21 protein-coding genes and 1 other annotated feature are annotated in these 23187 nt (G+C 70.2%); of the genes, 9 read left to right on the top strand and 12 right to left on the bottom strand.

Translation table 11 applies throughout. The features are described from left to right. Positions 1–85: 85 nt before the first annotated feature. The 5 genes from hslV to LGR69_RS09410 all read left to right on the top strand — a co-directional run bounded on the left by hslV (position 86) and on the right by LGR69_RS09410 (position 6379). The gene (gene hslV, locus LGR69_RS09430) at positions 86–616 is read left to right on the top strand and encodes an ATP-dependent protease subunit HslV (protein ID WP_091860206.1); all 531 of its coding nucleotides are present in this window, start codon (positions 86–88) and stop codon (positions 614–616) included. Between the two features lie 107 nt (positions 617–723). After that, positions 724–2394: a methyl-accepting chemotaxis protein gene (locus LGR69_RS09425; protein WP_230365880.1), complete on the top strand. Its 1671-nt coding sequence runs from the start codon at positions 724–726 to the stop codon at positions 2392–2394. A 52-nt stretch (positions 2395–2446) separates the two neighbouring features. Beyond that, positions 2447–2502, top strand: a sequence feature (sul1 is cis-regulatory element that is thought to sense ions involved in sulfur or methionine metabolism; They are found in Alphaproteobacteria). Positions 2503–2565: 63 nt separating this feature from the next. Next, entirely contained in the window at positions 2566–4062 is a 1497-nt protein-coding gene (locus LGR69_RS09420) for a SulP family inorganic anion transporter (RefSeq protein WP_230365879.1), read from the top strand. Positions 4063–4178: 116 nt separating this feature from the next. Then, positions 4179–5492, top strand: a complete 1314-nt coding sequence (hslU, locus tag LGR69_RS09415; protein ID WP_230365878.1) for an ATP-dependent protease ATPase subunit HslU — start codon at positions 4179–4181, stop codon at positions 5490–5492. A 62-nt stretch (positions 5493–5554) separates the two neighbouring features. Further along, the gene (locus LGR69_RS09410) at positions 5555–6379 is read left to right on the top strand and encodes an EamA family transporter (protein WP_230365923.1); all 825 of its coding nucleotides are present in this window, start codon (positions 5555–5557) and stop codon (positions 6377–6379) included. Between the two features lie 6 nt (positions 6380–6385). On the opposite strand, the gene LGR69_RS09405 is transcribed toward LGR69_RS09410, so the two are convergent. From LGR69_RS09405 to LGR69_RS09390, 4 genes are all read right to left on the bottom strand, one after another. Then, positions 6386–6787 (bottom strand): PTS sugar transporter subunit IIA, encoded by a 402-nt coding sequence (locus LGR69_RS09405; protein ID WP_007561549.1) that lies wholly within the window; start codon positions 6785–6787, stop codon positions 6386–6388. Between the two features lie 174 nt (positions 6788–6961). Beyond that, positions 6962–7402: an HPr kinase/phosphorylase gene (locus tag LGR69_RS09400; protein WP_230365877.1), complete on the bottom strand. Its 441-nt coding sequence runs from the start codon at positions 7400–7402 to the stop codon at positions 6962–6964. Next, positions 7402–9204, bottom strand: a complete 1803-nt coding sequence (locus LGR69_RS09395) for a sensor histidine kinase (protein ID WP_091860224.1) — start codon at positions 9202–9204, stop codon at positions 7402–7404. The genes LGR69_RS09400 and LGR69_RS09395 overlap by 1 nt, the downstream gene beginning before the upstream one ends. 16 nt (positions 9205–9220) lie before the next feature. Then, positions 9221–9931, bottom strand: a complete 711-nt coding sequence (locus LGR69_RS09390; RefSeq protein ID WP_007561543.1) for a response regulator transcription factor — start codon at positions 9929–9931, stop codon at positions 9221–9223. A 289-nt stretch (positions 9932–10220) separates the two neighbouring features. On the opposite strand from LGR69_RS09390, the gene LGR69_RS09385 reads away from it, so the two are divergent. The 3 genes from LGR69_RS09385 (at position 10221) to lepA (ending at position 13272) form a co-directional block, all read left to right on the top strand. After that, positions 10221–11012, top strand: coding sequence for a HugZ family pyridoxamine 5'-phosphate oxidase (locus LGR69_RS09385; protein WP_230365876.1), 792 nt, complete (start codon positions 10221–10223; stop codon positions 11010–11012). A gap of 21 nt (positions 11013–11033) precedes the next feature. Then, a complete protein-coding gene (locus LGR69_RS09380; protein WP_007561538.1) occupies positions 11034–11270 on the top strand; it encodes a hypothetical protein in 237 nt (78 codons plus the stop codon). A gap of 199 nt (positions 11271–11469) precedes the next feature. Beyond that, positions 11470–13272, top strand: a complete 1803-nt coding sequence (gene lepA, locus LGR69_RS09375; protein WP_007561536.1) for a translation elongation factor 4 — start codon at positions 11470–11472, stop codon at positions 13270–13272. A gap of 208 nt (positions 13273–13480) precedes the next feature. Here lepA and LGR69_RS09370 read toward each other — a convergent pair whose 3' ends face one another. The 3 genes from LGR69_RS09370 to LGR69_RS09360 form a co-directional block, all read right to left on the bottom strand. Next, positions 13481–13798 (bottom strand): c-type cytochrome, encoded by a 318-nt coding sequence (locus tag LGR69_RS09370; protein ID WP_230365875.1) that lies wholly within the window; start codon positions 13796–13798, stop codon positions 13481–13483. A 167-nt stretch (positions 13799–13965) separates the two neighbouring features. Then, positions 13966–15249, bottom strand: coding sequence for a PQQ-dependent sugar dehydrogenase (locus LGR69_RS09365; RefSeq protein WP_230365874.1), 1284 nt, complete (start codon positions 15247–15249; stop codon positions 13966–13968). A 112-nt stretch (positions 15250–15361) separates the two neighbouring features. Continuing rightward, positions 15362–16864, bottom strand: coding sequence for an NAD(P)/FAD-dependent oxidoreductase (locus LGR69_RS09360; protein ID WP_230365873.1), 1503 nt, complete (start codon positions 16862–16864; stop codon positions 15362–15364). Positions 16865–17026: 162 nt separating this feature from the next. On the opposite strand from LGR69_RS09360, the gene LGR69_RS09355 reads away from it, so the two are divergent. Then, the gene (locus LGR69_RS09355; protein ID WP_230365872.1) at positions 17027–18808 is read left to right on the top strand and encodes a hypothetical protein; all 1782 of its coding nucleotides are present in this window, start codon (positions 17027–17029) and stop codon (positions 18806–18808) included. A 4-nt stretch (positions 18809–18812) separates the two neighbouring features. Here the strand turns inward: LGR69_RS09355 and LGR69_RS09350 are convergent, their stop codons facing one another. Genes LGR69_RS09350 through LGR69_RS09330 form a run of 5 tightly spaced genes read right to left on the bottom strand, consistent with a single transcriptional unit; the run spans position 18813 to position 23137 of the window. After that, complete coding sequence (locus LGR69_RS09350; protein WP_230365871.1) at positions 18813–20042, bottom strand: molybdopterin molybdotransferase MoeA; 1230 nt, start codon at positions 20040–20042, stop codon at positions 18813–18815. Beyond that, the gene (moaC, locus tag LGR69_RS09345) at positions 20039–20530 is read right to left on the bottom strand and encodes a cyclic pyranopterin monophosphate synthase MoaC (protein WP_230365870.1); all 492 of its coding nucleotides are present in this window, start codon (positions 20528–20530) and stop codon (positions 20039–20041) included. The genes LGR69_RS09350 and moaC overlap by 4 nt, the downstream gene beginning before the upstream one ends. A 2-nt stretch (positions 20531–20532) precedes the next feature. Then, positions 20533–21453 (bottom strand): indole-3-glycerol phosphate synthase TrpC, encoded by a 921-nt coding sequence (gene trpC, locus LGR69_RS09340; protein WP_230365869.1) that lies wholly within the window; start codon positions 21451–21453, stop codon positions 20533–20535. Continuing rightward, entirely contained in the window at positions 21450–22487 is a 1038-nt protein-coding gene (gene trpD / locus LGR69_RS09335) for an anthranilate phosphoribosyltransferase (RefSeq protein WP_230365868.1), read from the bottom strand. The genes trpC and trpD overlap by 4 nt, the downstream gene beginning before the upstream one ends. A gap of 35 nt (positions 22488–22522) precedes the next feature. Further along, positions 22523–23137, bottom strand: coding sequence for an anthranilate synthase component II (locus tag LGR69_RS09330; RefSeq protein ID WP_091860569.1), 615 nt, complete (start codon positions 23135–23137; stop codon positions 22523–22525). Between the last annotated feature and the right edge of the window lie 50 nt (positions 23138–23187).

Genomic DNA, 23187 nt, shown 5'->3' with positions numbered 1-23187 from the left:
TCCCCATCTCGGCCGGACCGAGATCGGAGCTGAGACCTTGAGCCACGACGCCTTCAGGTACGACGAGCGGGGCTCCGTGCCCCAGATGCACGCGACCACGATCCTGATGGTCCGCAAGGGCGGCCGCGTCGTGGTGGGCGGCGACGGGCAGGTTAGCCTCGGCCAGACCATCGTGAAGGGCAATGCCCGCAAGGTCCGGCGCTTGGCCAAGGGCGCGGTGATCGGCGGCTTCGCGGGCGCCACCGCCGACGCCTTCACCCTGTTTGAGCGGCTGGAGGCCAAGCTGGAACAGTATCCCGGCCAGCTCACCCGGGCCTGCGTCGAGCTCACCAAGGATTGGCGCACCGACCGCTACCTGCGCCGCCTCGAGGCGATGATGGTGGTGGCCGACAAGGAGGTCAGCCTGCTCCTGTCCGGCTCGGGCGACGTGCTGGAGCCGGAGAGCGGCGTCATGGCGATCGGCTCCGGCGGCAACTACGCCCTGGCGGCCGCCCGCGCCCTCGAGGATACCGACCTCGACGCCGAGGCAATTGTGCGCAAGGCCATGGCGATCGCCGCCGAGATCTGCGTCTACACCAACGGGAACCTGGTGATCGAAGCGCTCGATCAGAGTTGAGCGCCTTCCGCCCCCGATTCGGGCGTGGGCCGCGAACGGGAGTGCTTAACGCGGCATTGAACAATGCTGCTTAGTTTCAGCCCGCGCATGCTCGGACTGGAACTAAAATGAATATCGGCGGGAAACTCCTGGCCTTCGTGGGCGCCTGCAGTCTCACGACGCTGGTCGTAGCCGGCGTGAGCGTCGCCACGCTGCAGAGCTTCGAGCGTTCGCTGGGGCAGGTGGAGGGCGCCTCGACCCGCGCGCTCTACGCGGCCAATTTCAACCGCCTCGCCGCCGAGGTGACGATGGATTCCCGCGGCGTCTACGCGGCCGCGGACGCCACCGACGCCGCCAAGTACGCCGCCGGCGTCCGCAAGGGCCTCGCCGACATGGACGCGCTCCGCGCCGCCTGGGCGCCGCTGGTCACCGAGGACGAGCGGCCGCTCTTCGACGCCATGGCGCGCAACGCCGACGCCTACCGGACGATGCGGACCGCGATCGCGCAGGCCGGCGAGACGATCGGCCCGCGCGCCGCCGCGGATCTCGGCTTCAACGACGCGAACCGCGCCAACCGCAAGGCGTTCCAGGCCGGTATCGACGCGCTGGTGGGCCGCGGACGCGACGAGATGGCGACCGTGAAGGCGCAGACGCAGGATCTGTTCGCGGCGCGCACCCGCCTCCTGCTCGGGCTCGCCTTCCTGGGCACCCTCGCCTGCGCCGCCCTCGGGCTCCTCGTGGGGCAACGCCAGATCGCCCGGCCGCTGCGGGCGGTCTCGGAGGCGATCCAGCGCCTCTCGCGGGGCGACCTGACCCTCCCGGCGGTCAAGGCCGGCCGCGACGAGATCGGTGCGATCTGGACGAGCATGGCGGTCTTCGCCGGGACGATGCGGGAGGCCGAAACCCTGCGCCTGGAGCGTGAGCGGACCGGCACCGAGGCGGCCACCCGCAAGCGCGCCGAGATGGTCGGCTTGGCCAACCAGTTCGAAGGCAGCATCGGCGGCCTGGTCGGGCATCTTGCCAGCGCCGCCACCGGTATGGAGCGGGCTGCCGCCGCGATGGCCGGCAATGCCGAGCGTACCGACCAGCAATCCCGGGCCGTGACCCGCGCCGCAGAGACCACGGCGCACAATGTCGAGGCGGTGGCCGCCGCCACGGAAGAGCTCGCCGCCACCGCCAGCGAGATCGGCGTCCAGGTCTCGCAGACCTCCGAGGCCGCGGCGGGCGCCGTCGAGGCGACGAGGCGGACCCGGTCGAGCGTCCAGGCGCTCGCTCGCACCGCCGACGGCATCGGGCAGGTCGTGTCGCTGATCTCGACCATCGCCGGCCAGACCAACCTGCTGGCCCTCAACGCCACCATCGAGGCAGCTCGCGCCGGCGAGGCCGGGCGCGGTTTCGCGGTGGTCGCCACCGAGGTGAAGGCCCTGGCGACCCAGACCGCCCGGGCCACCGACGAGATAGCCGGGCAGATCGCCGCCATGCGCGCGGCGACCCGCGAGGCGGTCACCGCCATCGAGGAGATCGGCGGCACGATCGAGCAGGTCCACGGCATCGCGATCGGGGTCGCCTCGGCCGTGGAGCAGCAGCAGGTCGCCACGCAGGAGATCGCCCGCAGCGTCGCCGAGGCGGCCAGCGGCACCCGCGCGGTGACCGAGACCATGTCGCTGGTGCTCGAGGCCGCCCACGAGACCGGGGCCAGCGCCGGCCAGGTCCTCGACGCGGCGGCCGACATCGCCCGCCGGTCCGACGGGCTCGGCGGCGAGGTCGCGGGCTTCGTGGCCCAGGTGCGGGCCGCCTGACGCCGCCGATATTGCATCGCGATGCCAGGACCCGTAGGGTCTGAGCCATTCGCAAGGACCCGGTGAAAGCCCGGGTGGCTCTTCCGGCCGCCGATCCGCCGGACCACGCATCCGAGACGCCACACGATCCGCCCCACGAGCGGACGCGCGTCTCGTGCGGATTTTCATCACATGCAACGCAGCACAACCGGAACCGGCGGCCCTCTCGGGTCGTGGGTGTCCAATATCCGCGGCGATACCCTGTCGGGCATCGTCGTCGCCCTCGCCCTGATTCCGGAGGCGATCGGCTTCTCGGTCATCGCCGGGGTCGATCCCAAGGTCGGGCTCTACGCCTCGGTGGTCATCGCCTGCACGATCGCCTTCGCGGGCGGGCGCCCGGCCATGATCTCGGCCGCCACCGCCGCCACCGCGGTGGTGATGATCGACCTCGTCCGGGAGCACGGCGTCCAGTACCTGTTCGCCGCCACCATCCTGATGGGCGTGATCCAGATCCTGGCCGGGCTGCTCAAGCTCGGCCGGCTGATGCGGTTCGTCTCGCAATCGGTGATGATCGGCTTCGTCAACGCGCTGGCGATCCTGATCTTTCTCGCCCAGCTGCCTGAACTGACGGGCGTGACGCCGGCGACCTACGGGCTGATCGCCCTGGGGCTCGCGATCATCTACGGCTTCCCGCGGATCACCCGGGCCGTGCCCTCGCCCCTGGTGGCGATCGCGGTCCTGACCGCGGTGACGGCGATCTTCCACCTCGACGTTCGCACGGTCTCGCATCTGGGCGCCCTGCCCTCGACGCTGCCGAGCTTCGCCCTGCCGGACGTTCCCTTCACCTTCGAGACCCTGCGGATCCTGCTGCCCTACGCGGCGACGCTCGCCGCCGTCGGCCTGCTGGAGAGCCTGCTCACCGCGCAGATCGTCGACGACCTGACCGATACCGGCAGCGACAAGAACCGCGAATGCATGGGCCAGGGCGTCGCCAACATGGCGTCGGCCGTGTTCGGCGGCATGGGCGGCTGCGCGATGATCGGGCAGTCGGTCATCAACGTCTCCTCGGGGGCGCGGGGCCGGCTGTCGACGCTGGTCGCGGGGGCCTTCCTGCTGCTGCTCCTCGTGGCGCTGCAGGACCTGCTGGCGGTCGTGCCGGTCGCGGCGCTGACGGCGGTGATGATCATGGTCTCGCTCAACACCTTCTCCTGGCGGTCCCTGGCGCAGCTGCGCACCAACCCCCTGCCCTCCTCGGCGGTGATGCTGGCGACCGTGCTCGTCGTGGTCTCCACCAAGGACCTGGCCCAGGGCGTCCTGGCCGGCGTGCTCCTGTCCGGCGTGTTCTTCGCCGGCAAGGTGTCCCGGCTCAGCCAGGTCACCGCGACGCTCTCGGAGGATGGCCGGACCCGGACCTACCGGGTCACCGGGCAGGTGTTCTTCGCCTCGGCCGGCACCTTCTCGGAGGCGATCGATGTGCTGGAGCCGGTGGATCGCCTCGTCATCGACGTGCAGGACGCGCATTTCTGGGACATCTCGGCGGTCGCCGCCCTCGACCGCGTGGTCCTGAAGGCGCGCGGCCGTGGGCGGATCGTCGAGGTCGTCGGCCTGAACGCCGCCAGCGCGACGCTGGTCGAGCGATTCGGAACGCACGACAAGCCCGGCGCCGCGGCGTCGCCGGCGGGACACTGAGCCGGTAAGCTGGCCCCTGCGGCCGCGCGCCGCCTCTTGCGTCGCGCGCGCCGCGACCCCATTCCCGGCCTGGGCCCGTGGTTTCGTCGGGCCGGGAAAAACAGGATGGCCCAGCGGTGACGACGTTCTCTCCGCGCGAGATCGTGTCCGAACTCGATCGCTTCATCGTCGGACAGCAGGACGCCAAGCGCGCCGTCGCGATCGCCCTGCGCAACCGCTGGCGCCGCCAGCAGCTCACCGGCCCGCTCCGCGAGGAGGTGGCGCCCAAGAACATCCTGATGATCGGGCCGACCGGCTGCGGCAAAACCGAGATCGCCCGGCGCCTAGCCCGGCTCGCCAACGCCCCGTTCCTGAAGATCGAGGCGACCAAGTTCACCGAGGTCGGCTATGTCGGTCGCGACGTGGAGCAGATCGTGCGCGACCTCGTGGAGGTGGCGATCGGCCTGACCCGGCAGGTGAAGCGGGAGGCCGTGAAGGCCAAGGCTGAGGCGGCCGCCGAGAACCGGATCCTCGACGCCCTGGTCGGGCCCACCGCCAGCCAGGCGACCCGCGACAGCTTCCGCCGGAAGCTGCGCGACAGCGAGCTCGACGACAAGGAGGTCGAGCTGGAACTGGCCTCCGGCGCCCCCGCCGGCCTGCCGATGTTCGAGATTCCCGGCATGCCGGGCGCCTCCATGGGGGCGATCAATATCGGCGACGTGCTCGGCAAGGCGCTGGGCGGCCAGCGCGGCAAGCCCCGCCGGATCCTGGTCCGGGACGCCTACGCGCCGCTGCTCGCCGAGGAATCCGACAAGCTGGTCGACGACGACGCCCTGATTCGCGAGGCGATCCGCGAGGTCGAGAACAACGGCATCGTCTTCCTCGACGAGATCGACAAGATCTGCGCCCGCGAGGGCCGCTCGTCCGGCGACGTGTCCCGCGAGGGTGTGCAGCGCGACCTGCTGCCGCTGATCGAGGGCACGACGGTGGCGACCAAGCACGGCCCGGTGAAGACCGACCACGTGCTGTTCATCGCCTCGGGCGCCTTCCACGTCTCGAAGCCGTCCGACCTGCTCCCCGAGTTGCAGGGCCGCCTGCCGATCCGCGTCGAGCTGCTGCCGCTGACAGTGGACGATTTCCGCCAGATCCTGACCTCCACCGAGGCCAGCTTGCTCAAGCAGACCGTCGCCCTGATGGAGACCGAGGGCGTGACCCTGACCTTCACGGACGACGCCGTGGACGCGCTCGCCCGCGTGGCCGTCGAGGTGAACTCCTCCGTGGAGAATATCGGCGCCCGCCGCCTTCAGACCGTGCTGGAGCGGGTGATCGACGAGATCTCGTTCACGGCGACCGACCGCTCCGGCGAGACGGTGCCGATCGACGCCGCCTATGTCCGGGCCCGGGTCGAGGATCTGGCGGCCAACGCGGATTTGAGCCGGTTCATTCTGTGACCACCCTCCCGGAGCGAGGGCCCGTTTCGGTCCTCCTCCCAGTCGCCGCGCTGGTGACCGGCATGGTCTCGCTGCAATACGGCGCGACCATCGCGAAGAACCTGTTCCCGGTTGTCGGCGCGACCGGGACGTCGGCCCTGCGGGTGGGTTTCTCGGCGCTGATCCTGATCGCCGTCTGGCGCCCGTGGCGGCGGAGCCTCGCGCGGCGCGAGGCGGGGTGGATCGCGCTGTACGGGATCACCCTGGGGTTGATGAACCTGCTGTTCTACCTGGCGATCGCGCGGCTGCCGCTGGGGCCGGCCGTGGCGATCGAGTTCGCCGGGCCGCTCGCCATCGCGCTGATCGCGTCGCGCCGCACCACGGACTTCCTGTGGATCGGCGTCGCGGTGGCCGGGCTCGGGTTGCTCCTGCCCATCGCGCCCACGAGCCCGCTGGACCCGCTCGGCGTCGCTCTCGCCCTCGGGGCGGCCCTGGCCTGGGCGCTCTACATCCTGTTCGGTCAGCGCGCCGGCCGGATCGACGGCGGACAGGCGGTGTCGCTGGGGATGCTGGTGGCCGCCCTCGTGGCGGCGCCGTTCGGCCTGGCGGAGGCCGGCGCGGCCCTGCTGGCCCCGGGCGTCCTGATGGCCGGCCTCCTCGTGGCGCTCCTGTCGAGCGCCCTGCCCTACTCGCTGGAGATGATCGCCCTGCGCCGCCTCGACCGGAAGAATTTCGGCGTGCTGATGAGCCTGGAGCCGGCGGTCGCGGCCTGCGCTGGCTTCGCCCTGCTGGGCGAACGGCTCGGCGCCGTCCAATGGCTCGCCATCGGGCTGGTGATCGCCGCCTCCGCGGGCATCACGGCCACCAGCCGCAGGCCGGCGCAGGAACGGGTGATCGAAGAGGTCTGAGAAACCTTATTTACCGGCGAGAACGCGCGACGCGACGTTGATGTATTTGCGGCCGGCTTCCTGGGCGTGAAGGACGGCGTCGCCGAGATTCTCCTCGTCGCGGACGCTCGCCAGCTTGATCAGCATCGGCAGGTTGATCCCCGCCACCACCTCGACCGAGCCGCCGTTCATACACGACAGCGCAAGGTTCGAGGGCGTGCCGCCGAACATGTCGGTCAGCACCACCACACCGTCACCGGTGTTCACGCGACAGACCGCGGACATGATGTCCCGCCGTCGCAATTCCATATCGTCTTCCGGCCCGATCGTGATCGTCTCGATCTGATCCTGAGGGCCGACCACGTGCTCCAGGGCGGCCTTGAATTCGGTCGCCAATAGCCCGTGAGTGACGAGCACCATGCCAATCATCGACACGTGTTCCAACGTCCTCTGTCTGCCGCCATGTTGTGCAATGCACAGGTCCCAACAAGGCGATCGCGACGTTTTTGCTCGGACATTACCGCGATCATGCCATGCGGGCTCGGCGCGCGCTATGGGGTCTCACCACCGTGACGCGAATCAACGGCCTGTGCGGCTGCGAAGTCACGGCTTGCCCTTTCGCAATGCCGCACGAATCAGCAACGTCGCTAATCCGGCCCGCCGCACGCCTCGATCGAGCACCAAGCGGGGCAGCCGAAGGCCGAGGATTTCAGCGGCCTCCGGCGGTTCCGGCAGGCGCGGTGCGTCCGTGACCAGATCGGCCACGAGATGCAGGACCGTCTCCAGACGCAGCCTGAGGTCGAGATCGGCGGCGGACAGGATGCCCTGACCGCGGATCTCGACCTGGCCCGCCAAGGTCTCGTGCGGTCGAGCGACCAGCGAATCGGCGTGCCGTTCGCAGATCACCCGGTCATCCGCGACGAGCGCTCCGTCCGGCTCGGCGGCGAGGAGCACCGCGAGGCTCGACTTGCCCGAGCCGGACGGGCCCCGAATCAGGATGCCGGCATCGCCCAGGGCGACGCAGGCGGCGTGAAGGCTCGGCATCAGGCGTGGAGCTGGCGCGGCGCTGCGGGCAACCGGACGGTGAAGCGGGCGCCGCGCACCGTGGGCTCGCCGTCCTCGTCGGGGGCGCCGGGACGGTTCTCGGCGCGGATCGTGCCGCGATGGGCCTGGACGATCTGCCGGGAGATCGACAGGCCCAGGCCCGAATTCTGTCCGAAGCCCTGCTCGGGCCGGTCGGTGTAGAAGCGCTCGAAGATCCGCTCCAGGGCGTGCTCGGGGATGCCCGGCCCCTCGTCCTCGCAGACCATCTCGACCTCGCCACGGACCCGGCGCAGGGCAACCCGCACCTTGGCGTCGGTGGGCGAGAACGACCGGGCATTGTCCAGCAGGTTGTTGACCACCTGCCCCAGCCGGCTGTCGTGGCCGATCACCGTGAACGGCGCATCCTGGTCCGCGATCGCCTCGACATCGAGCTGGATCAGGCAATCCTTCGGCCGGCGGCGCTCGTTGGCGACCGAGACCACCGTGGTCAGCAGCTTCTTGAGGTCGACCCGGCGCGCCTCGGCCCGGGCGAGCTCCGCGTCGAGCCGCGAGGCATCGGCGATGTCGCTGATTAGCCTGTCGAGACGCTTCACGTCGTGCTGAATGATCGCCATCAGCCGACCGCGCGAATCGTCGGACTTCGCGAGCGGCAGGGTCTCGACGGCGCTGCGCAGCGAGGTCAGCGGGTTCTTCAGCTCGTGGCTCACATCCGCGGCGAAACTCTCGATCGCGTCGATGCGCCGGTAGAGCGCTTGGGTCATGTCCCGGAGCGCCCCGGACAGATGGCCGATCTCGTCGGTGCGCTGGGTGAAGTCCGGGATCTCTTCCCGAGTCTTGATCCCCATCCGCACCTTTTCGGCGGCCTCGGCGAGGCGGCGCACCGGGCCCGCGATGGCGCCAGCGAGCAGCGCGGAGAGCACCACCATCACGGCCGAGGCGACCAGGAACACCTGGAGCAGGCCGAACCGCTCGGACGCGATGACCCGGTCGATGGCATCGCCCTGCGTCGAGATCAGCAGCGCGCCGCGCACGGAGCCGGCGCGATGGATCGGCACAGCCACCGAGACGGTGGTCTCGCCCAGCGCGTTGCGGCGGACCAGGCTGCCGCGATTGCCGTTGAGCGCCGCCTGGACCTCGCGCAGCGAGTGGCCGTTCACCGGCCCGGTCTCCTCGGGCTGGGCGGAGCGGCTGCCGAACAGGGCACTCAGCTTCGTCTGCACCGCCTGGAAGGCGGATTCGAGCATGCCGGCCTTGTGCGGCTTGGCGGCGATCGGATCACCGCGGCCGGCATCGCCGCGCTTGAACAGGGTCCGGGTGTCGAACAGCAGGCCGCCTTCCTGGTCGTAGACCCGGGCGCGATTGCCGGTGGGGGTCACCAGGCGCGAGAGCAGCGGCGCGACCTTCTCGGGGTTGAGCGAGAAGGCGAGCGGCTGCGATTCCTCCTCGGCGGCCTCGCCGGCCTGCTGCTGAAGCAGCTTGTCCGGGTCGATCTGGATCGTGTCGGTATCGACCGAGGCGGAGGCCGCGATGGCGCCGGCGATGATCTCGCCCTGGATCGCCAGGCTCTGGATTCGGGCCTGGATCAGGCCCTGCCGGAACTGGTTCAGGTAGAGGAAGCCGACGAGCAGCGCGATCAGCCCGACGAGGTTGAGCACGACGATGCGGCGCGTCAGGCTCGACGACGCGCGCTGGCCCACCGCGTCCCAGAGGGCGCGCGGCCAGGTCAACGGTCGGGAGAGGAGCTGGGTGAGCGAGGCGCGCGGCTCAGCGTCCTCGGCCTGGGCGGGGGTACGGCCGGTCACGGAGCGGATCCTTGGATCACGCCTCCTTGAACCGGTAGCCGACGCCGTACAGCGTCTCGATCATGTCGAAGCTCTGGTCGGTCACTTTGAACTTCTTGCGCAGGCGCTTGATGTGGCTGTCGATGGTGCGGTCGTCGACATAGACCTGATCGTCGTAGGCCGCATCCATCAGGGCGTTGCGGCTCTTCACGACGCCGGGGCGGTGGGCGAGCGCCTGAAGGATCAGGAATTCCGTGACGGTGAGCGTCACCGGCTCGCCCTTCCAGGTGCAGGTGTGGCGCTCGGGATCCATCATCAGCGAGCCCCGCTCGAGCGAGCGGGCCGCGACCTCGGCCTCGCCGCGCGGGGTCGAGCCGGGGGCCTCCTTGGCGAAGCGCCGGAGCACCGCCTTGACGCGCTCCACCAGCAGGCGCTGCGAGAACGGCTTATGGATGAAGTCGTCCGCGCCCATCTTGAGACCGAACAATTCGTCGATCTCCTCGTCCTTCGAGGTCAGAAAGATCACCGGAAGGTCGGATTTCTGCCGCAGGCGTCGGAGAAGCTCCATCCCGTCCATGCGCGGCATCTTGATGTCGAAGATCGCGAGGTCCGGCGGGGAATGCCGCAGACCGTCGAGGGCGGAGGCGCCGTCGGTATAGGTCTGGATGCGGTAGCCTTCGGTCTCAAGCGCGATCGACACGGAGGTCAGAATATTCCGGTCGTCGTCGACGAGGGCGATGGTTGGCATGCGCGGTCCCTGACTGAACGGGCTCAAGCGCGGTCCCGGCTCTTCGCACGGGCCGCGCTTCATCCCGGCCCCCGAGGGGCAGGCGGAAGTGCGAACCGGGCCGGTTTCGGCGCCGCCCGGTTCGCGCAACGGGACAGGTGCTTTAGTACGGTCGATCGGAAAAAGCGAGCGGCGGTCATAGCTTGGCCATAAAGGCCGATCTGACGCGGGCCGCGGCGCTCGTGCGCCGGCTAAGGCATCGCTACCATGGCCCGCGATTGTGGCGGCGGTTCGAAACCCGGGGGATTCCATGGCCGATGTGAGCACAGGTGCGTCGGAACAGCGCGAGCCGGCCCGCCCGCTTCCCGCCGCGGACGCGCCGTTCGACGCTATCGGGCTCTCCCGGATGCTGCTGCGGAGCATCCGCTCCGGCGCGCTGGCGACGCTCGACCCCGAGGGGACGCCCTTCGCCTCCCTGGTCACCATCGCAACCGACCAGGACGGCACGCCGCTGATGCTGCTGTCGCGGCTCTCGGCGCATACCCGCAACCTGCTGGCCGACCCGCGCTGCTCGCTGCTGTTCTCGCAGGGCGGCAAGGGCGATCCGCTGGCGCATCCCCGGCTCACCGTGGTCGGAAGCGCCGTCCAGACCGCCGAGCCGCGCGCGCGGGAGCGGTTCCTGGCGCGCCATCCGAAGGCGAAGCTCTATGCCGACTTCCCGGATTTCGGGTTCTTCGCGTTGGATCCGAAGGCCGGCCATCTCAACGGCGGTTTCGCGAAGGCCGCGACGCTGACCCGCGCGGAGCTGCTCCTCGACCTGACCGGGGCCGAAGCCATCGTCGCCGGCGAGCGCGGCGCGGTCGAGCACATGAATGCCGACCATGCCGACGCGCTGGCGCTCTACGCGGCCGCGGCCGGTGCGGAGGCCGGGCTGCCCTGGCGGCTGACTGGGCTCGACCCGGAAGGCATGGACCTGATCGCAGGCGAGCGCACCGCGCGGGTGGTCTATCCGGAGCGGGTCACCGATATGGGCGGCCTGCGCAAGAGCCTCGTCGCGATGGCGGCGCAGGCGCGCGGGGGTGTCGGAACGGCCGAAGCGTAACGCCCGAGATCGCCCTCAGGCATGGCGAAGCGCGGTGTGCTGCACCATATCCGCGCGATGAGCGACACACAGACAGACACCTACCCATTCAGCCTCGATGTGCAGCCGGTCGGCGAGAGCGGCTCGATGTTCCAGTGGAGCATCCGCAAGCACGGCAAGCTGCATCAGCGCTCCGACCGGAAGCACCCGACCGAGTCGAAGGCTCGGACCCACGGCGAGGCCGAGATCGAGCGCCTGATCCGCGACCGCGGTCGCTGATCGCCGAACCAGACCGAAAGAGAGGCGGGAGCCGGATCGCGCCGGCTCCCGCTCCAGGCGCGTCCCGGCCTGAACGTGCCGCGCTGGCCCGCCGCTTGGCGCGTTCCCGCGGCGCTGCTATCTCGCGCGTGAGCCGACCTATCCGAACACGCCCAGACGTCAGACGGTGCGCGCCGTCGCGCGCCCGAACGGAATGCCGATGACAACCCCGATCGACAACATCCGCAACTTCTCGATCGTCGCGCATATCGACCACGGCAAATCGACCCTGGCGGACCGGCTGATCCAGGCCACCGGCACCGTGGCCTTGCGCGACATGAGCGAGCAGATGCTCGACTCGATGGATATCGAGAAGGAGCGCGGCATCACCATCAAGGCGCAGACCGTGCGCCTGGAATACAGGGCCGAGGACGGCAAGGATTACGTCCTCAACCTGATGGACACGCCCGGCCACGTGGATTTCGCCTACGAGGTCTCGCGCTCGCTGGCCGCCTGCGAGGGCTCGCTGCTGGTGGTGGATGCCTCCCAGGGGGTCGAGGCGCAGACGCTCGCCAACGTCTACCAGGCCCTCGACGCCAACCACGAGATCGTCCCGGTCCTCAACAAGGTCGACCTGCCGGCCGCCGAGCCCGACCGGGTGAAGGAGCAGATCGAGGAGGTGATCGGCCTCGACGCCTCCAACGCGGTGCCGATCTCGGCCAAGACCGGCCTCAACATCGAGGCAGTGCTCGAGGCGATCGTCACCCGCCTACCGCCGCCCAAGGGCGACCGGAGCGCGCCGCTCAAGGCCCTGCTGGTGGACAGCTGGTACGACGCCTATCTCGGCGTCGTCGTGCTCGTGCGGATCATCGACGGCGTGCTCAAGAAGGGCATGACCATCCGGATGATGGGCGCCGACGCGGTCCACGGCGTCGACCGGATCGGCGTGTTCCGCCCGAAGATGGCCGAGATCGGCGAACTCGGCCCGGGCGAGGTCGGCTTCTTCACCGGCTCGATCAAGGAGGTCGCCGATACCCGCGTCGGCGACACGATCACCGAGGACAAGCGCCAGACCAGCTCGATGCTGCCGGGCTTCAAGGAGGTCCAAGCGGTCGTGTTCTGCGGCCTGTTCCCGGTGGACGCCGCCGAGTTCGAGAACCTGCGCTCGGCCATGGGCCGCCTCCGGCTCAACGATGCGTCGTTCTCCTACGAGATGGAAAGCTCGGCCGCGCTCGGCTTCGGCTTCCGCTGCGGCTTCCTGGGCCTGCTCCACCTGGAGATCATCCAGGAGCGGCTGGAGCGCGAGTTCAACCTCGACCTGATCTCGACTGCGCCATCCGTGGTCTACCGGCTCAAGATGCGCGACGGCACCGTGAAGGAGCTGCACAACCCGGCCGACATGCCGGACGTGATGAAGATCGAGCTGATCGAGGAGCCCTGGATCCGCGCCACGATCCTGACCCCCGACGAGTATCTCGGCGGCGTGCTCAAGCTCTGCCAGGACCGCCGTGGCGTCCAGATCGACCTCAACTACGTCGGCAAGCGCGCCATGGTGGTCTACGACCTGCCGCTGAACGAGGTGGTGTTCGATTTCTACGACCGGCTGAAATCGATCTCGAAGGGCTACGCCTCCTTCGACTACCATGTCTCCGACTACCGCGAAGGCGACCTCGTGAAGATGTCGCTGCTCGTCAACGCCGAGCCGGTGGACGCCCTGTCGATGCTGGTCCACCGCACCCGCGCCGAATCGCGCGGCCGCGCCATGTGCGAGAAGCTGAAGGACCTGATCCCCCGCCACCTGTTCCAGATCCCGGTCCAGGCGGCGATCGGCGGCAAGATCATCGCCCGCGAGACGATCAAGGCCCTGTCCAAGGACGTCACCGCCAAGTGCTACGGCGGCGACATCTCGCGCAAGCGCAAGCTGCTGGACAAGCAGAAGGAAGGCAAGAAGAAGATGCGCCAGTTCGGGCGCGTGGAGATCCCGCAGGAAGCGTTTATTGCGGCGCTGAAGATGGACGATTGAGGGACGGGCGCGTGCTGCGCTCTTCCCCGATTGCTATGGGGGAGACCCGGGGCCTGATCTAGCTTCCGCATGCGAACGTGAAACCCGCCGCGCCCGTCATTGCGAGCGCAGCGAAGCAACCTAGGGCAGCGCGCGGCAGCAGAACGTGGCGTTTCCCTGGGTTGCTTCGCTGCGCTCGCAATGACGGTGTGGCGCGCGGGAAACGTTTTTACCCCGGCGGAAGCACGTCGATCTGGATGCCCGCATAATACGCTGCCAGGTTTGCGATGTCGGCATCCGACAACTCCTTGGCGACCACGTTCATGATCTCGTTCTGCCGCTTCCCGTCGCGGTACTCGCTGAGCGCCTTCACGAGGTAGGGCTCGACTTGGCCGGCGAGGTTCGGCGCCTCGGGCAGCTTCGAGAGCCCGTCCATCCCATGGCAGGTCTGGCAGGCGGTGGCCTTCTTACGCCCGAGGGCGGCGTCGCCGGCCTGGGCCGAGAACGGGACGAGCAGAGCGGCAAGAAGGAGAAGCGGGCGGATCATCGGCGGGGCTCGGCAGACGGTTTCACGAACGGTCGACGCAAGAGGCGTAGGTCCCCTCTCCCGTGCGGGAGAGGGGGCGCGGCGCGGCCTTCACAAGCGACCGTAGCCCGCACGAGGCGAAGGGTTCGTGGCACCTCTCACGAACAGAGGCGCCAAGTCTCAAGAGACTACTTCTCGTAGGAGATCCGGTAGATCGCCCCGGCGGAATCGTCCGAGACCAGCAGCGAGCCATCGAGCATCACCGCTACGTCCACCGGGCGGCCGAGATACTCGCCGTCGCCGGTCAGCCAGCCCTCCGCGAAGGGCTTGACCGCGCCGAGCTTCCCGTCCGCGCCCATGGGGGCGAACATCACCCGGGCGCCCACCGGCTCGGTGCGATTCCAGGAGCCGTGCTCGGCGATGAAGATCCCGCCCTTGTACGAGGCCGGGAACTGCTTGCCGTTGTAGAAGGTCATGCCGAGATCGGCCGCGTGGGGCGGCAATTCGGCGACCGGGTGGACCGCGTCCGCGGGCGGGGTCTGGTCCTTGTACTCGACGGTGCGGACAGCGCCGCCGCCGTACCAGGGGAAGCCGAAATTCTCGCCGGCCTTGGTGGCGTGGTTCAGCTCGCCCGGCGGCTTGTCGTCGCCCATGCCGTCGACCTGGTTGTCGGTGAACCAGAGCGACTTGTCGGTGGCGAAATCCATGCCCACCGAATTGCGGATGCCGGTGGCGAAGACCTCGCGGTTCTTGCCGTCGGCGTCGATGCGGATGATGCCGCCGATGCCGGCCTTCCGGTACAGGTCCATCTTCTCGGCCGGGGGCACGTTGTAGGGCTGGCCCAGCGCGATGTAGGTCTTGCCGTCCGCCCCGACCCGGCAGACCCGGGCGGTGTGGTTGAAGCTCTCCTCCGCAGCCGGGATCAGGGCGCCTTCCTTGACCAGGATGCCGGCGGCAACGTCGGGATTTTCATAAAAAAACTCGGCGGCCGGGAAGGCCAGCACACGGTTCTGCTCGACCACGGTGAGCACGCCGTCCTTCGAGAAGCAGACGCCGTTGGGGATCTTGAACGCGATGCCGGGCGCGAAGGCGCGGACCTCGTCGGCGACGCGGTCCTTGTCGCGGTCGGTGACCGTGTAGACCTTGTTCTTGCGGGTGCCGACGAACAGCACGCCGGCATTGGGGCCGACCGCGATGGCGCGGGCATCCGGCACCACGGCGTAGAGGTCGATCTTGAAGCCATCGGGCAGCTTGATCTTGCCCAGCGTCTTGCGGATCGCGTCGGCCCGACGGCCGCTCTGCGGGATCTCGGGGGCGGCCTGGGTGTCGGTGCTGCGGAAGCTTTGGAGCTTCTCGAGGTCGTCGGCCTTGGTCTTCGTCTCGGCCGGCGCCGCACCCTGCGCGAGGGCCGACACGGCGAAGGCGGGCAGGGCGACACCCGCCCAGAGCGCGGCGATGATCACAGAGCGCATCTTTATTCGTCCTCCCGCCGCCCTTGGATACGGGCGTTGTCGGAGCGAACGATAGAGTTTCACTTCGGGCCGGCAAGCCGCATCGGTGACGCGGCTCCGCCCTTGTCCCGTGTCAGGCGACCTTGCGGGGGACGAGGCGCTCACTCCCCAGGGCGGCCCGGGCCCCGGACACGCCGGACTCGGTGTATTCCGCGTCCTCGTTGACCTGCCAGACATCGTGCCGGCGCCGGCCGCAGAGGATGTTCTCCACGGTCAGCATCGCGGTCATCATCGCGTGGTCCTGGTTGTTGTACTTGTGCATGCCGTTGCGGCCGACGAGGTGCAGGCTCGGGAAATCCCGCTCCAGCTCCCGCCGCACGGTGACGACGTGGCCGGCATAATCCTCGTCGTAGACCGGATAGGCCTTGGGCTGGCGGACCACGCAGGCATCGACCACGTCGGCCGGGTCGATCAGGCCGATCTGGCCGATCTCGCGCTTGGCGAGGGCCACCAGCTCGTCATCCGAGGCGGTCCAGAGCCCGTCGCCCTCGAAGCAGAAATATTCGAGGCCGAGGCAGGTGTGGTCCGCGTCCGGGACCATCTCGGGCGACCACGAGCGGAAATTCTGCACCCGCCCGACCTGCACCGACGGATCGTGGATGTAGATCCAGTTATCCGGAAAGTTCTTCTGGGATTTTGCGATGAGCGCGACGGTGAGGAAGTCGCGGTACTTGAGGGAGCGTGCGTTGAAGGTGCTGAGCGGGCGCGGGCGGATCGAATCCACCAGCTCCCGCACCGGGGCGGAGGAGATCACGTGCCGGGCCGTGAAGGTCTCGCGGCTGCCGTCGGCGCTGCGGGCCGCCACGGTCCAGATGCCGGTGCCGGAATCGTAGCTGAGGGAATCGACCCCGCGGTCGAGGCGCACGCGGCCGCCCTGGGCCTGGATCTTGGCGGCGGCCGCCTCCCACATCATGCCGGGCCCGCGGCGCGGATAGCGGAAGGACTCGATTAGGGTCTTGATCACCGGGCCGCCGGCCTTCGGCGCCTTGCGCAGGCCGAGCGAGCGCTTGATGCCGTCGCGGATCGCCGCGCCGAGATCGAGCCCCTTGATGCGCTGGGCCGCCCAATCCGCCGAGATCGCGTCGCAGGACATGCCCCACACCTTCTCGGTGTAGGTCTTGAAGAAGATCGAAAACAGCCGCTCGCCGAACTGGTTGCGCACCCAGGCGTGGAAGTTCTTCGGGTCGCGCACCGGCCGCATGCGGGCGTACAGGTAGGAGGCCACGCAGGCCGCGCTGGTCGCCACGCCGAGATTGCGCAGCGCCTCGAAGGCCTTAAGCGGGTAGGCGTAGTACTTGCCGCGATAGTAGATCCGCGACAGCCGCGGCCGCTCGATAAAGTCGTTGGGCAGGATCTCGTCCCAGAGATCGACCACCGCCCTGGACTTCGAGAAGAACCGGTGGCCGCCGATGTCGAACAGGTAGCCGTTATGCGAGACCGTGCGCGAGATGCCGCCGACCTGCGCTGGGTCGCGCTCCAGCACGGTGACCGACCGCCCCTGCTTCGACAGCAGGTAAGCGGCGGTGAGGCCGGCCGGCCCCGCGCCGATCACCAGCGTCTCGGTGTGGTGGCTCATCCCCTGCTCCGGCTGCCGTCGCGGCCGGGTCCCGGCCGGCTCGCGCGGAGATTGGGCGCGGATGGTTAAGGAACCGACTCACGGTCGATTGACCGGCCGTTAAGCCGGTTCGCGCAGGCTCCATCCCGCGCTCGAGCTCGGCGCGTCCGGGAACCCGCACAGATGCCGCCCGCGGCCGCCGCCTCGCCGGCACGGATCGACACCCGCGCCTTCCTGTGGCTGCTCGTGGCCCTGTCGCTCGCGACCATGCACGCGCCGCAGGACATCTGGGACACGATCCGGCACCTGCGCGTGCCCGATACCGACGACGCCATGCGGCTCGTCGCGGTGCGCGACCTCCTGGGCGGCCAGGGCTGGTACGACAACGTCCAGTACCGGTTCCTCCCGCCCGAGGGCGTGGCCAGCCACTGGTCGCGCCTCGTGGACGCGCCGATCGCCGGGCTGATCCGGGTGCTCACGCCGCTTGCGGGACGGCCCCGCGCCGAGGGGCTGACGGCCGCGTTCTGGCCGCTGCTGCTGTTCGGGCTGTTCTGCGCCCTGATGTATCGCGGCGTCCGCGTGACCTTCGGGGACCGGGCTGCGATCCTGGCTCTGCTCGTGGCATCGCAGACCTTCGGGATCGTGATCCAGTTCCAGCCGGGCCGGGTCGACCATCACAACCTGCAGATCCTGGCGATGCTGGGCCTGGCGTTCTGCCTGATCCGCGGCGGCTTTCGCGCGGGCCTCGCCGGTGGCGGGCTCGCGGCCCTGTCGCTGGCGGTGGGCCTGGAGGGCTTGCCCTTCTTGGCGCTCGGCGCCCTGGCCTGCGCCGGCGATTGGTGCTGGCGCGGCCGACCCGCCCTCCCCTGCCTTACGGGATTCGGCCTCGGGCTCGGTGTCGCCGCGCCGCTCCTGTTCGCCGCGCAGACAGCACCCGCCCTCTGGACCGCGACGCGCTGCGACGCGCTCTCCCCGCCCTGGCTGTGGCTCGCCGCCGGCGGCCTCGGCTTCGCGATGGCGGCGGCCACCGCGGCCACCTTCGACCGCCGCCTTGCCACGCCCGGATCGCGCTTCGCTCTGGCGATCCTCTGCGGGATCTTCCTGATCGGCGGCTTCGCCCTCGCCTTTCCGGTCTGCCTGGACGGACCGTTCCCCGGAATGACGCCCCTGGTCCGGGAGCATTGGCTGCTCACCGTCAACGAGATGGCCTCGCTGCCGAAATCCGTCGCGCAGGGCCGGTGGGAGATGCTGGTCTTCTACCCGGTGGTGCTGCTCGCGACGCTGACCGCCACCGGGATGGCCTGGCGCGGCCCGCAGCGCCGGGCGTGGTCGGTAGCGGCCCTGTTCCTGTGGCCGGGGCTGCTCCTGGGCTACGCCCAGTTCCGTGGCCTCTACATCGCCTCGGGCTTCGTGCCGCTGGTGGCGGGGCCGGTGATCGACCGCGCCCTGACGCTGGCCTCGCAAGCCGGCTCGCGCCGCTGGGGCGCGGCCCTGCTCGGCGGCAGCTTGGTCAGCGCGCTCTGGCTGGCGCCGATGGCGCTCGCGGAACGGCTCGTGCCGCCCGCCCGGACGGCGCCCGATCCGGCGGCCGCTCTCGCTTGCCAGGGCGATGCCGCCGTGCGGCCCCTGGCGGGTCTGCCGGCCGGGACCGTGCTGGCGCCGATCGCGCTGGGTCCATCGATCCTGCTGCGGACGCCGCACACGATCGTCGCTGCGCCCTATCACCGGGCGATCCCAGGCCTCACCGCCGCGATCGAGGGGCTGGGCGGGACGCAAGCCGATCTCGACCGCGTGCTCGATGCGTTCCGGGTGCGCTATCTGGTGGCCTGCCCGGGCCGGCCGGCCGACGACCTCCGGCCCGAGCCGGCTTTCGCCACCCGGCTCGCCCGCGGGGAGGTTCGCTCCGACCGGCTGGAGCCGATCGCCCTGCCCGGCCCGCTGAAGGTCTGGCGCGTGGCGCCGTGAGCCGTCAGAGCAGCCGGCGGTCCAGCCGGATGATCCGGCACGGATCGCCGGCCTCGGCCGCCGGCTCGTGCGGCGCGCGGATCAGCAACGCCTCGGCGCGGCCGAGGACCGCCAGCATCGAGGAATCCTGGCGCTGCTCGGGCGAGGCCACGGGCAGCCGGCCGGGCTCGATGGCGAGGTTCGCCCGCATGTAGTCGGCGCGGCCGTCATTGGCCGGCAGGTCGCGACCGAGCGTGGCCGGCTCGCTGCGGTCGGCCCCGGCCTGGGGGTCGCCCTGAAGGGCCCGGATCGCCGGCACGACGAAGAGCAGCCCGCAGACGATCGACGAGACCGGATTGCCCGGCAGGCCGATCACCAGCATGTCGCCGAGGCGCCCGTGCATCAGCGGCTTGCCGGGCCGGAGCGCCACCCGCCAGAACCCCAGTTCGAGCCCTTCCCTGGCGAGCGCCGCCTGGACGAGATCGTGGTCGCCCACCGAGGCGCCGCCGAGCGTGATCAGCAGGTCGGCCCGGGCTTCGCGGGCGCGGCGGAAGGCGTCTTCCAGGGCGCCGTGATCGTCCGCGGCAATGCCGAGATCGATGATCTCGGCGCCCGCGTCAGACGCGAGCGCGGCCAGCGCCAAGCTGTTCGAGGCGACGATCTGGTCCCAGGCCGGCTCGGCGCCGGGCTCGACCAGCTCGTCGCCGGTAGCGAGGATCGCCACGCGCGGCCGGCGCCGGACCGACAGGCGCGGATGGCCGGCCGCCGCCGCCAGCGCCAGACGTCGCGCGTCGAGAGTCATGCCGGCGACTAGCAGAGTCTCCCCGGCGGTGAAGTCGAGGCCCGCCCGGCGGATGAAGCGGTTCTGTTCGACGGGCTCGACGACCCGGACAGTCTCACCCTCGGCCTGCGCGTCCTCTTGGATCAGGATCGCGTCGGCGCCCTCGGGCACGGGTGCGCCGGTGAAGATCCGCACCGCCTCGCCGGGGCCGATGCGACCTGAGAATCCGTGTCCCGCCGCGCTGGTCCCGGTCAGCTTCAGGCTCGCCCCGACAGCCGAGGCGTCGGCGAAGCGGACCGCGTAGCCGTCCATGGCGGAGGCCGGAAACGGCGGCTGCGTGCGGGAAGCCGTGACATCGGCGGCGAGCGTCCGCCCGGCGGCTTGGGCCAGAGGAACGGTCTCCGCCTCGACCGGGCCGGACACGCTCGCCAGAACCCGCGCCAGCGCCTCGGCGACCTGGATCAGGCCGCTCATGCGTCGGGCGCCCGGTAGGACCCGGAGCGCCCGCCATCCTTGGCGACTAGCCGAATGCCCTCGATCCGCATGCCGCGATCGACCGCCTTCACCATGTCGTAGACGGTCAGGCAGGCCACCGAGACGGCGGTCAGCGCTTCCATCTCGACGCCGGTCGGCCCCTGGACCCGCACCTCGGCGGCGATGCGCAAACCCGGCAGCGCCTCGTCCAGCTCGCACTCCACCCGGACCTTCGAGAGCAGCAGCGGGTGGCAGAGCGGGATCAGTTCGTGCGTGCGCTTGGCCGCCATGATCCCGGCGAGCCGGGCGGTGCCGACGACATCGCCCTTCTTGGCGTCGCCCTCGCGGATCAGCGCCAGGGTCTCCGGCCGCATCACCACGCTGCCCTCGGCCCGGGCGGTCCGGTCAGTGGCGGGCTTGTCGGTGACGTCGACCATGTTGGCCGCGCCGGTGGTGTCGAGATGGGTGAGCGTCGAACCGGGCTCCATGCTCAGCCCTTCTTCTTGTCGTCTTGCTTTTTGGCCTTGCCGGCCTTGGCGTCCGGCTCCGCTCCGCCGGCCGCGCCGAACAGCAGCGTCCGGGTCGCTGCGGTCACGTCCGCCTGGCGCATCAGGCTCTCGCCGACCAGCACGACGCCGAGGCCGTGCTCCTGGAGCCGTTCGACATCTCGATGGCCGCCGATGCCGCTCTCGGCCACGGCGATCCGGTCCTTCGGGATGCCGGGGGCGAGGCGGATCGCGGTGTCGAACGAGACCTCGAAGGTCTTGAGGTTGCGGTTGTTGATCCCGATCAGGGCCGTGCCCAGCGGCAGCGCCCGGGTCATCTCGGCCTCGTCATGCACCTCGACCAGCACGTCCATGCCGAGCTCGTGCGCGGTGGCGACCAGGGCTTCGGCCTCGTCGTCGTCGAGGCAGGCCATGATGACGAGGATGCAATCGGCGCCCCAGGCCCGCGCCTCGTAGACCTGGTATGGCTCGAACAAAAAGTCCTTGCGCAGGACCGGCAGCCCGCAGGCCGCCCGTGCCTCGGTGAGGTATTCCGGCCGGCCCTGGAACGACGGCTCGTCGGTCAGCACCGAGAGGCATGTGGCTCCGCCCGCCTCGTAGGCGGCGGCCAGCGTCGCGGGGGCGAAATCCTCCCGGATCAGCCCCTTCGACGGCGAGGCCTTCTTCACCTCGGCGATCAGGGCCGGGCGGCCAGCGGCGAGATGGGTCCGGATCGCCGCCGCGAAGCCGCGGACCGGCTCGGCCTGGGCGGCGCGGCGCTCCAGCTTGGCGAGCGGCACGCGCAGCTTCGCCTCGGCGATCTCGCGGCGCTTGTAGGCCTCGATCCGAGCCAGCACGTTGGGCCGCTCGGGCGGCGCCTCGGCAGAACCCTCCTGGGCCACCGATTCCTGCGTGAGCGTGCTCATCGGCACTCCTGCCCGTTCGAGCGATCGTTCGAGGCCCGGACCAGGCGGGCGAGGGTGTCCCGCGCCGCCCCGGAATCGACGGCATCCTGCGTCCGCGCGAGCCCGTCCGCCAGGGTCGAAGCCGCCCCCGCGACGACGAGGGCCGCGCCTGCATTGAGAACGGCGATGTCCCGGTAGGCGTTGCGTGCGCCCGCCAGGACGGCTTCGAGCGCCCGGGCATTGTCGGCGGGGTCGCCGCCGCGCAGCTCTTCCGGCGCCCGGAGCGTCAGGCCGAGTTCGCGCGGATCGATGGTGAAGCGGGTCAGGCGGCCGTCCTCGAGGGCGACCACCCGGGTCGACCCGGTGACGGTGATCTCGTCGAGGCCGTCCGAGCCGTGGACGGTCCAGACCCGGCGGCTGCCGAGCTCGGCCAGCACCCGGGTCAGCGGCTCGGCCAGCGCCTCTTGGGCGACGCCGAACAGCTGGTAGGCGACGCCGGCCGGATTGCAGAGCGGGCCGAGCAGGTTGAAGATCGTCCGCACCGGCAGCTCGGAGCGCACCGCCGCGACGTGGCGCATGGCCCCGTGATGGGCCTGGGCGAACAGGAAGCACAGATTGGCCTCGGCGAGGCACCTTGCCTGCCCCGCGGCATCGAGGCCGAGCTTCACGCCGAGCGCCGCCAGCACGTCGGCGGCGCCGGATCGCGAGGTCGCAGCCCGGTTGCCGTGCTTGGCCACCGGCACGCCGCAGGCGGCGACCAGGATCGCGGCCAATGTCGAGACGTTGACGCTGCCGGAATGATCGCCGCCGGTGCCGACCACGTCGATGGCGTTGGCGGGCGCGGCGATCCGGGTCATGCGGGCGCGCATCGCCTCGGCCGCGCCGACGATCTCCTCGACGGTCTCGCCGCGCACCTTGAGGGCGGCCAGGAAGGCGCCGGCCTGGACGGGGGTGACCTCGCCCGACAACAGGTCGTCGAAGGCCGCGCGCGCTTCCGCACGGTCGAGGGCCAGGCCCCCGGCGACCTTGGCGAGATGGGGTCTGAAACTGTCCATGCGCTCTGTCGGAAGGCCGCCCCGGCCGTCCGGGGTCAATGCACGTCGGGGCGGGCTCTGTCACGCGCCGCGTTCCACGCGGCGGCGAGATCCAGGAAGTTCTTCACGATCTCCGTGCCGTGCTGCGACCGGATGCTCTCGGGATGGAACTGCACCCCGTGCAGCGGCCGCTCGGCATGCTCCAGCCCCATGATCAGGCCGTCCGCCTCGGCGGTGACCCGCAGGGTCTCGGGGCAGCTCGCGCGGTCGACCACCAGGGAATGGTAACGCGTCGCCTCGAAACTGTCGTTGAGCCCGCGGAACAGGCCGCTGGCTCCGTGCCGGATGGTCGAGACCTTGCCGTGGAGCGGCAGCGGCGCGCGGATCACGTCGCCGCCGAACGCTTGACCGATCGCCTGCAGGCCGAGGCAGACCCCGAAGATCGGGATCTCGTCGGAGAGATCGCGCACCACGTCGAGGCAGATGCCCGCTTCGTTCGGCGTGCACGGGCCGGGCGACAGCACGATCGCGTCCGGCGCCTTGGCGCGGATGTCGGCGACGCTCAGCGCATCGTTGCGGGCGACCTCGACGGCGCCGCAGAGCGGGCCGATCAGGTGGACCAGATTCCAGGTGAAGGAATCGTAGTTGTCGATGACGAGGACGTTGGACATCGTGGCGGCACGGTCGGGCATTTTCGCGATGTGAGCCCTCTCACCCGCGG

This window comes from Methylobacterium brachiatum (assembly GCF_020523825.1).
Lineage (GTDB): Bacteria > Pseudomonadota > Alphaproteobacteria > Rhizobiales > Beijerinckiaceae > Methylobacterium > Methylobacterium brachiatum.
This window is presented reverse-complemented; position numbering and strand designations above follow the sequence as displayed.

Bases quoted from the DNA above. Each gene is read 5' to 3' on its own strand.
- hslV (WP_091860206.1), top strand. From the start codon at position 86: ATGCACGCGACCACGATCCTGATGGTCCGCAAGGGCGGCCGCGTCGTG.
- LGR69_RS09425 (WP_230365880.1), top strand. From the start codon at position 724: ATGAATATCGGCGGGAAACTCCTGGCCTTCGTGGGCGCCTGCAGTCTC.
- LGR69_RS09420 (WP_230365879.1), top strand. From the start codon at position 2,566: ATGCAACGCAGCACAACCGGAACCGGCGGCCCTCTCGGGTCGTGGGTG.
- LGR69_RS09410 (WP_230365923.1), top strand. From the start codon at position 5,555: ATGGTCTCGCTGCAATACGGCGCGACCATCGCGAAGAACCTGTTCCCG.
- LGR69_RS09405 (WP_007561549.1), bottom strand. From the start codon at position 6,787: ATGATTGGCATGGTGCTCGTCACTCACGGGCTATTGGCGACCGAATTC.
- LGR69_RS09400 (WP_230365877.1), bottom strand. From the start codon at position 7,402: ATGCCGAGCCTTCACGCCGCCTGCGTCGCCCTGGGCGATGCCGGCATC.
- LGR69_RS09390 (WP_007561543.1), bottom strand. From the start codon at position 9,931: ATGCCAACCATCGCCCTCGTCGACGACGACCGGAATATTCTGACCTCC.
- LGR69_RS09385 (WP_230365876.1), top strand. From the start codon at position 10,221: ATGGCCGATGTGAGCACAGGTGCGTCGGAACAGCGCGAGCCGGCCCGC.
- LGR69_RS09380 (WP_007561538.1), top strand. From the start codon at position 11,034: ATGGCGAAGCGCGGTGTGCTGCACCATATCCGCGCGATGAGCGACACA.
- lepA (WP_007561536.1), top strand. From the start codon at position 11,470: ATGACAACCCCGATCGACAACATCCGCAACTTCTCGATCGTCGCGCAT.
- LGR69_RS09370 (WP_230365875.1), bottom strand. From the start codon at position 13,798: ATGATCCGCCCGCTTCTCCTTCTTGCCGCTCTGCTCGTCCCGTTCTCG.
- LGR69_RS09365 (WP_230365874.1), bottom strand. From the start codon at position 15,249: ATGCGCTCTGTGATCATCGCCGCGCTCTGGGCGGGTGTCGCCCTGCCC.
- LGR69_RS09360 (WP_230365873.1), bottom strand. From the start codon at position 16,864: ATGAGCCACCACACCGAGACGCTGGTGATCGGCGCGGGGCCGGCCGGC.
- LGR69_RS09355 (WP_230365872.1), top strand. From the start codon at position 17,027: ATGCCGCCCGCGGCCGCCGCCTCGCCGGCACGGATCGACACCCGCGCC.
- LGR69_RS09350 (WP_230365871.1), bottom strand. From the start codon at position 20,042: ATGAGCGGCCTGATCCAGGTCGCCGAGGCGCTGGCGCGGGTTCTGGCG.
- moaC (WP_230365870.1), bottom strand. From the start codon at position 20,530: ATGGAGCCCGGTTCGACGCTCACCCATCTCGACACCACCGGCGCGGCC.
- trpC (WP_230365869.1), bottom strand. From the start codon at position 21,453: ATGAGCACGCTCACGCAGGAATCGGTGGCCCAGGAGGGTTCTGCCGAG.
- trpD (WP_230365868.1), bottom strand. From the start codon at position 22,487: ATGGACAGTTTCAGACCCCATCTCGCCAAGGTCGCCGGGGGCCTGGCC.
- LGR69_RS09330 (WP_091860569.1), bottom strand. From the start codon at position 23,137: ATGTCCAACGTCCTCGTCATCGACAACTACGATTCCTTCACCTGGAAT.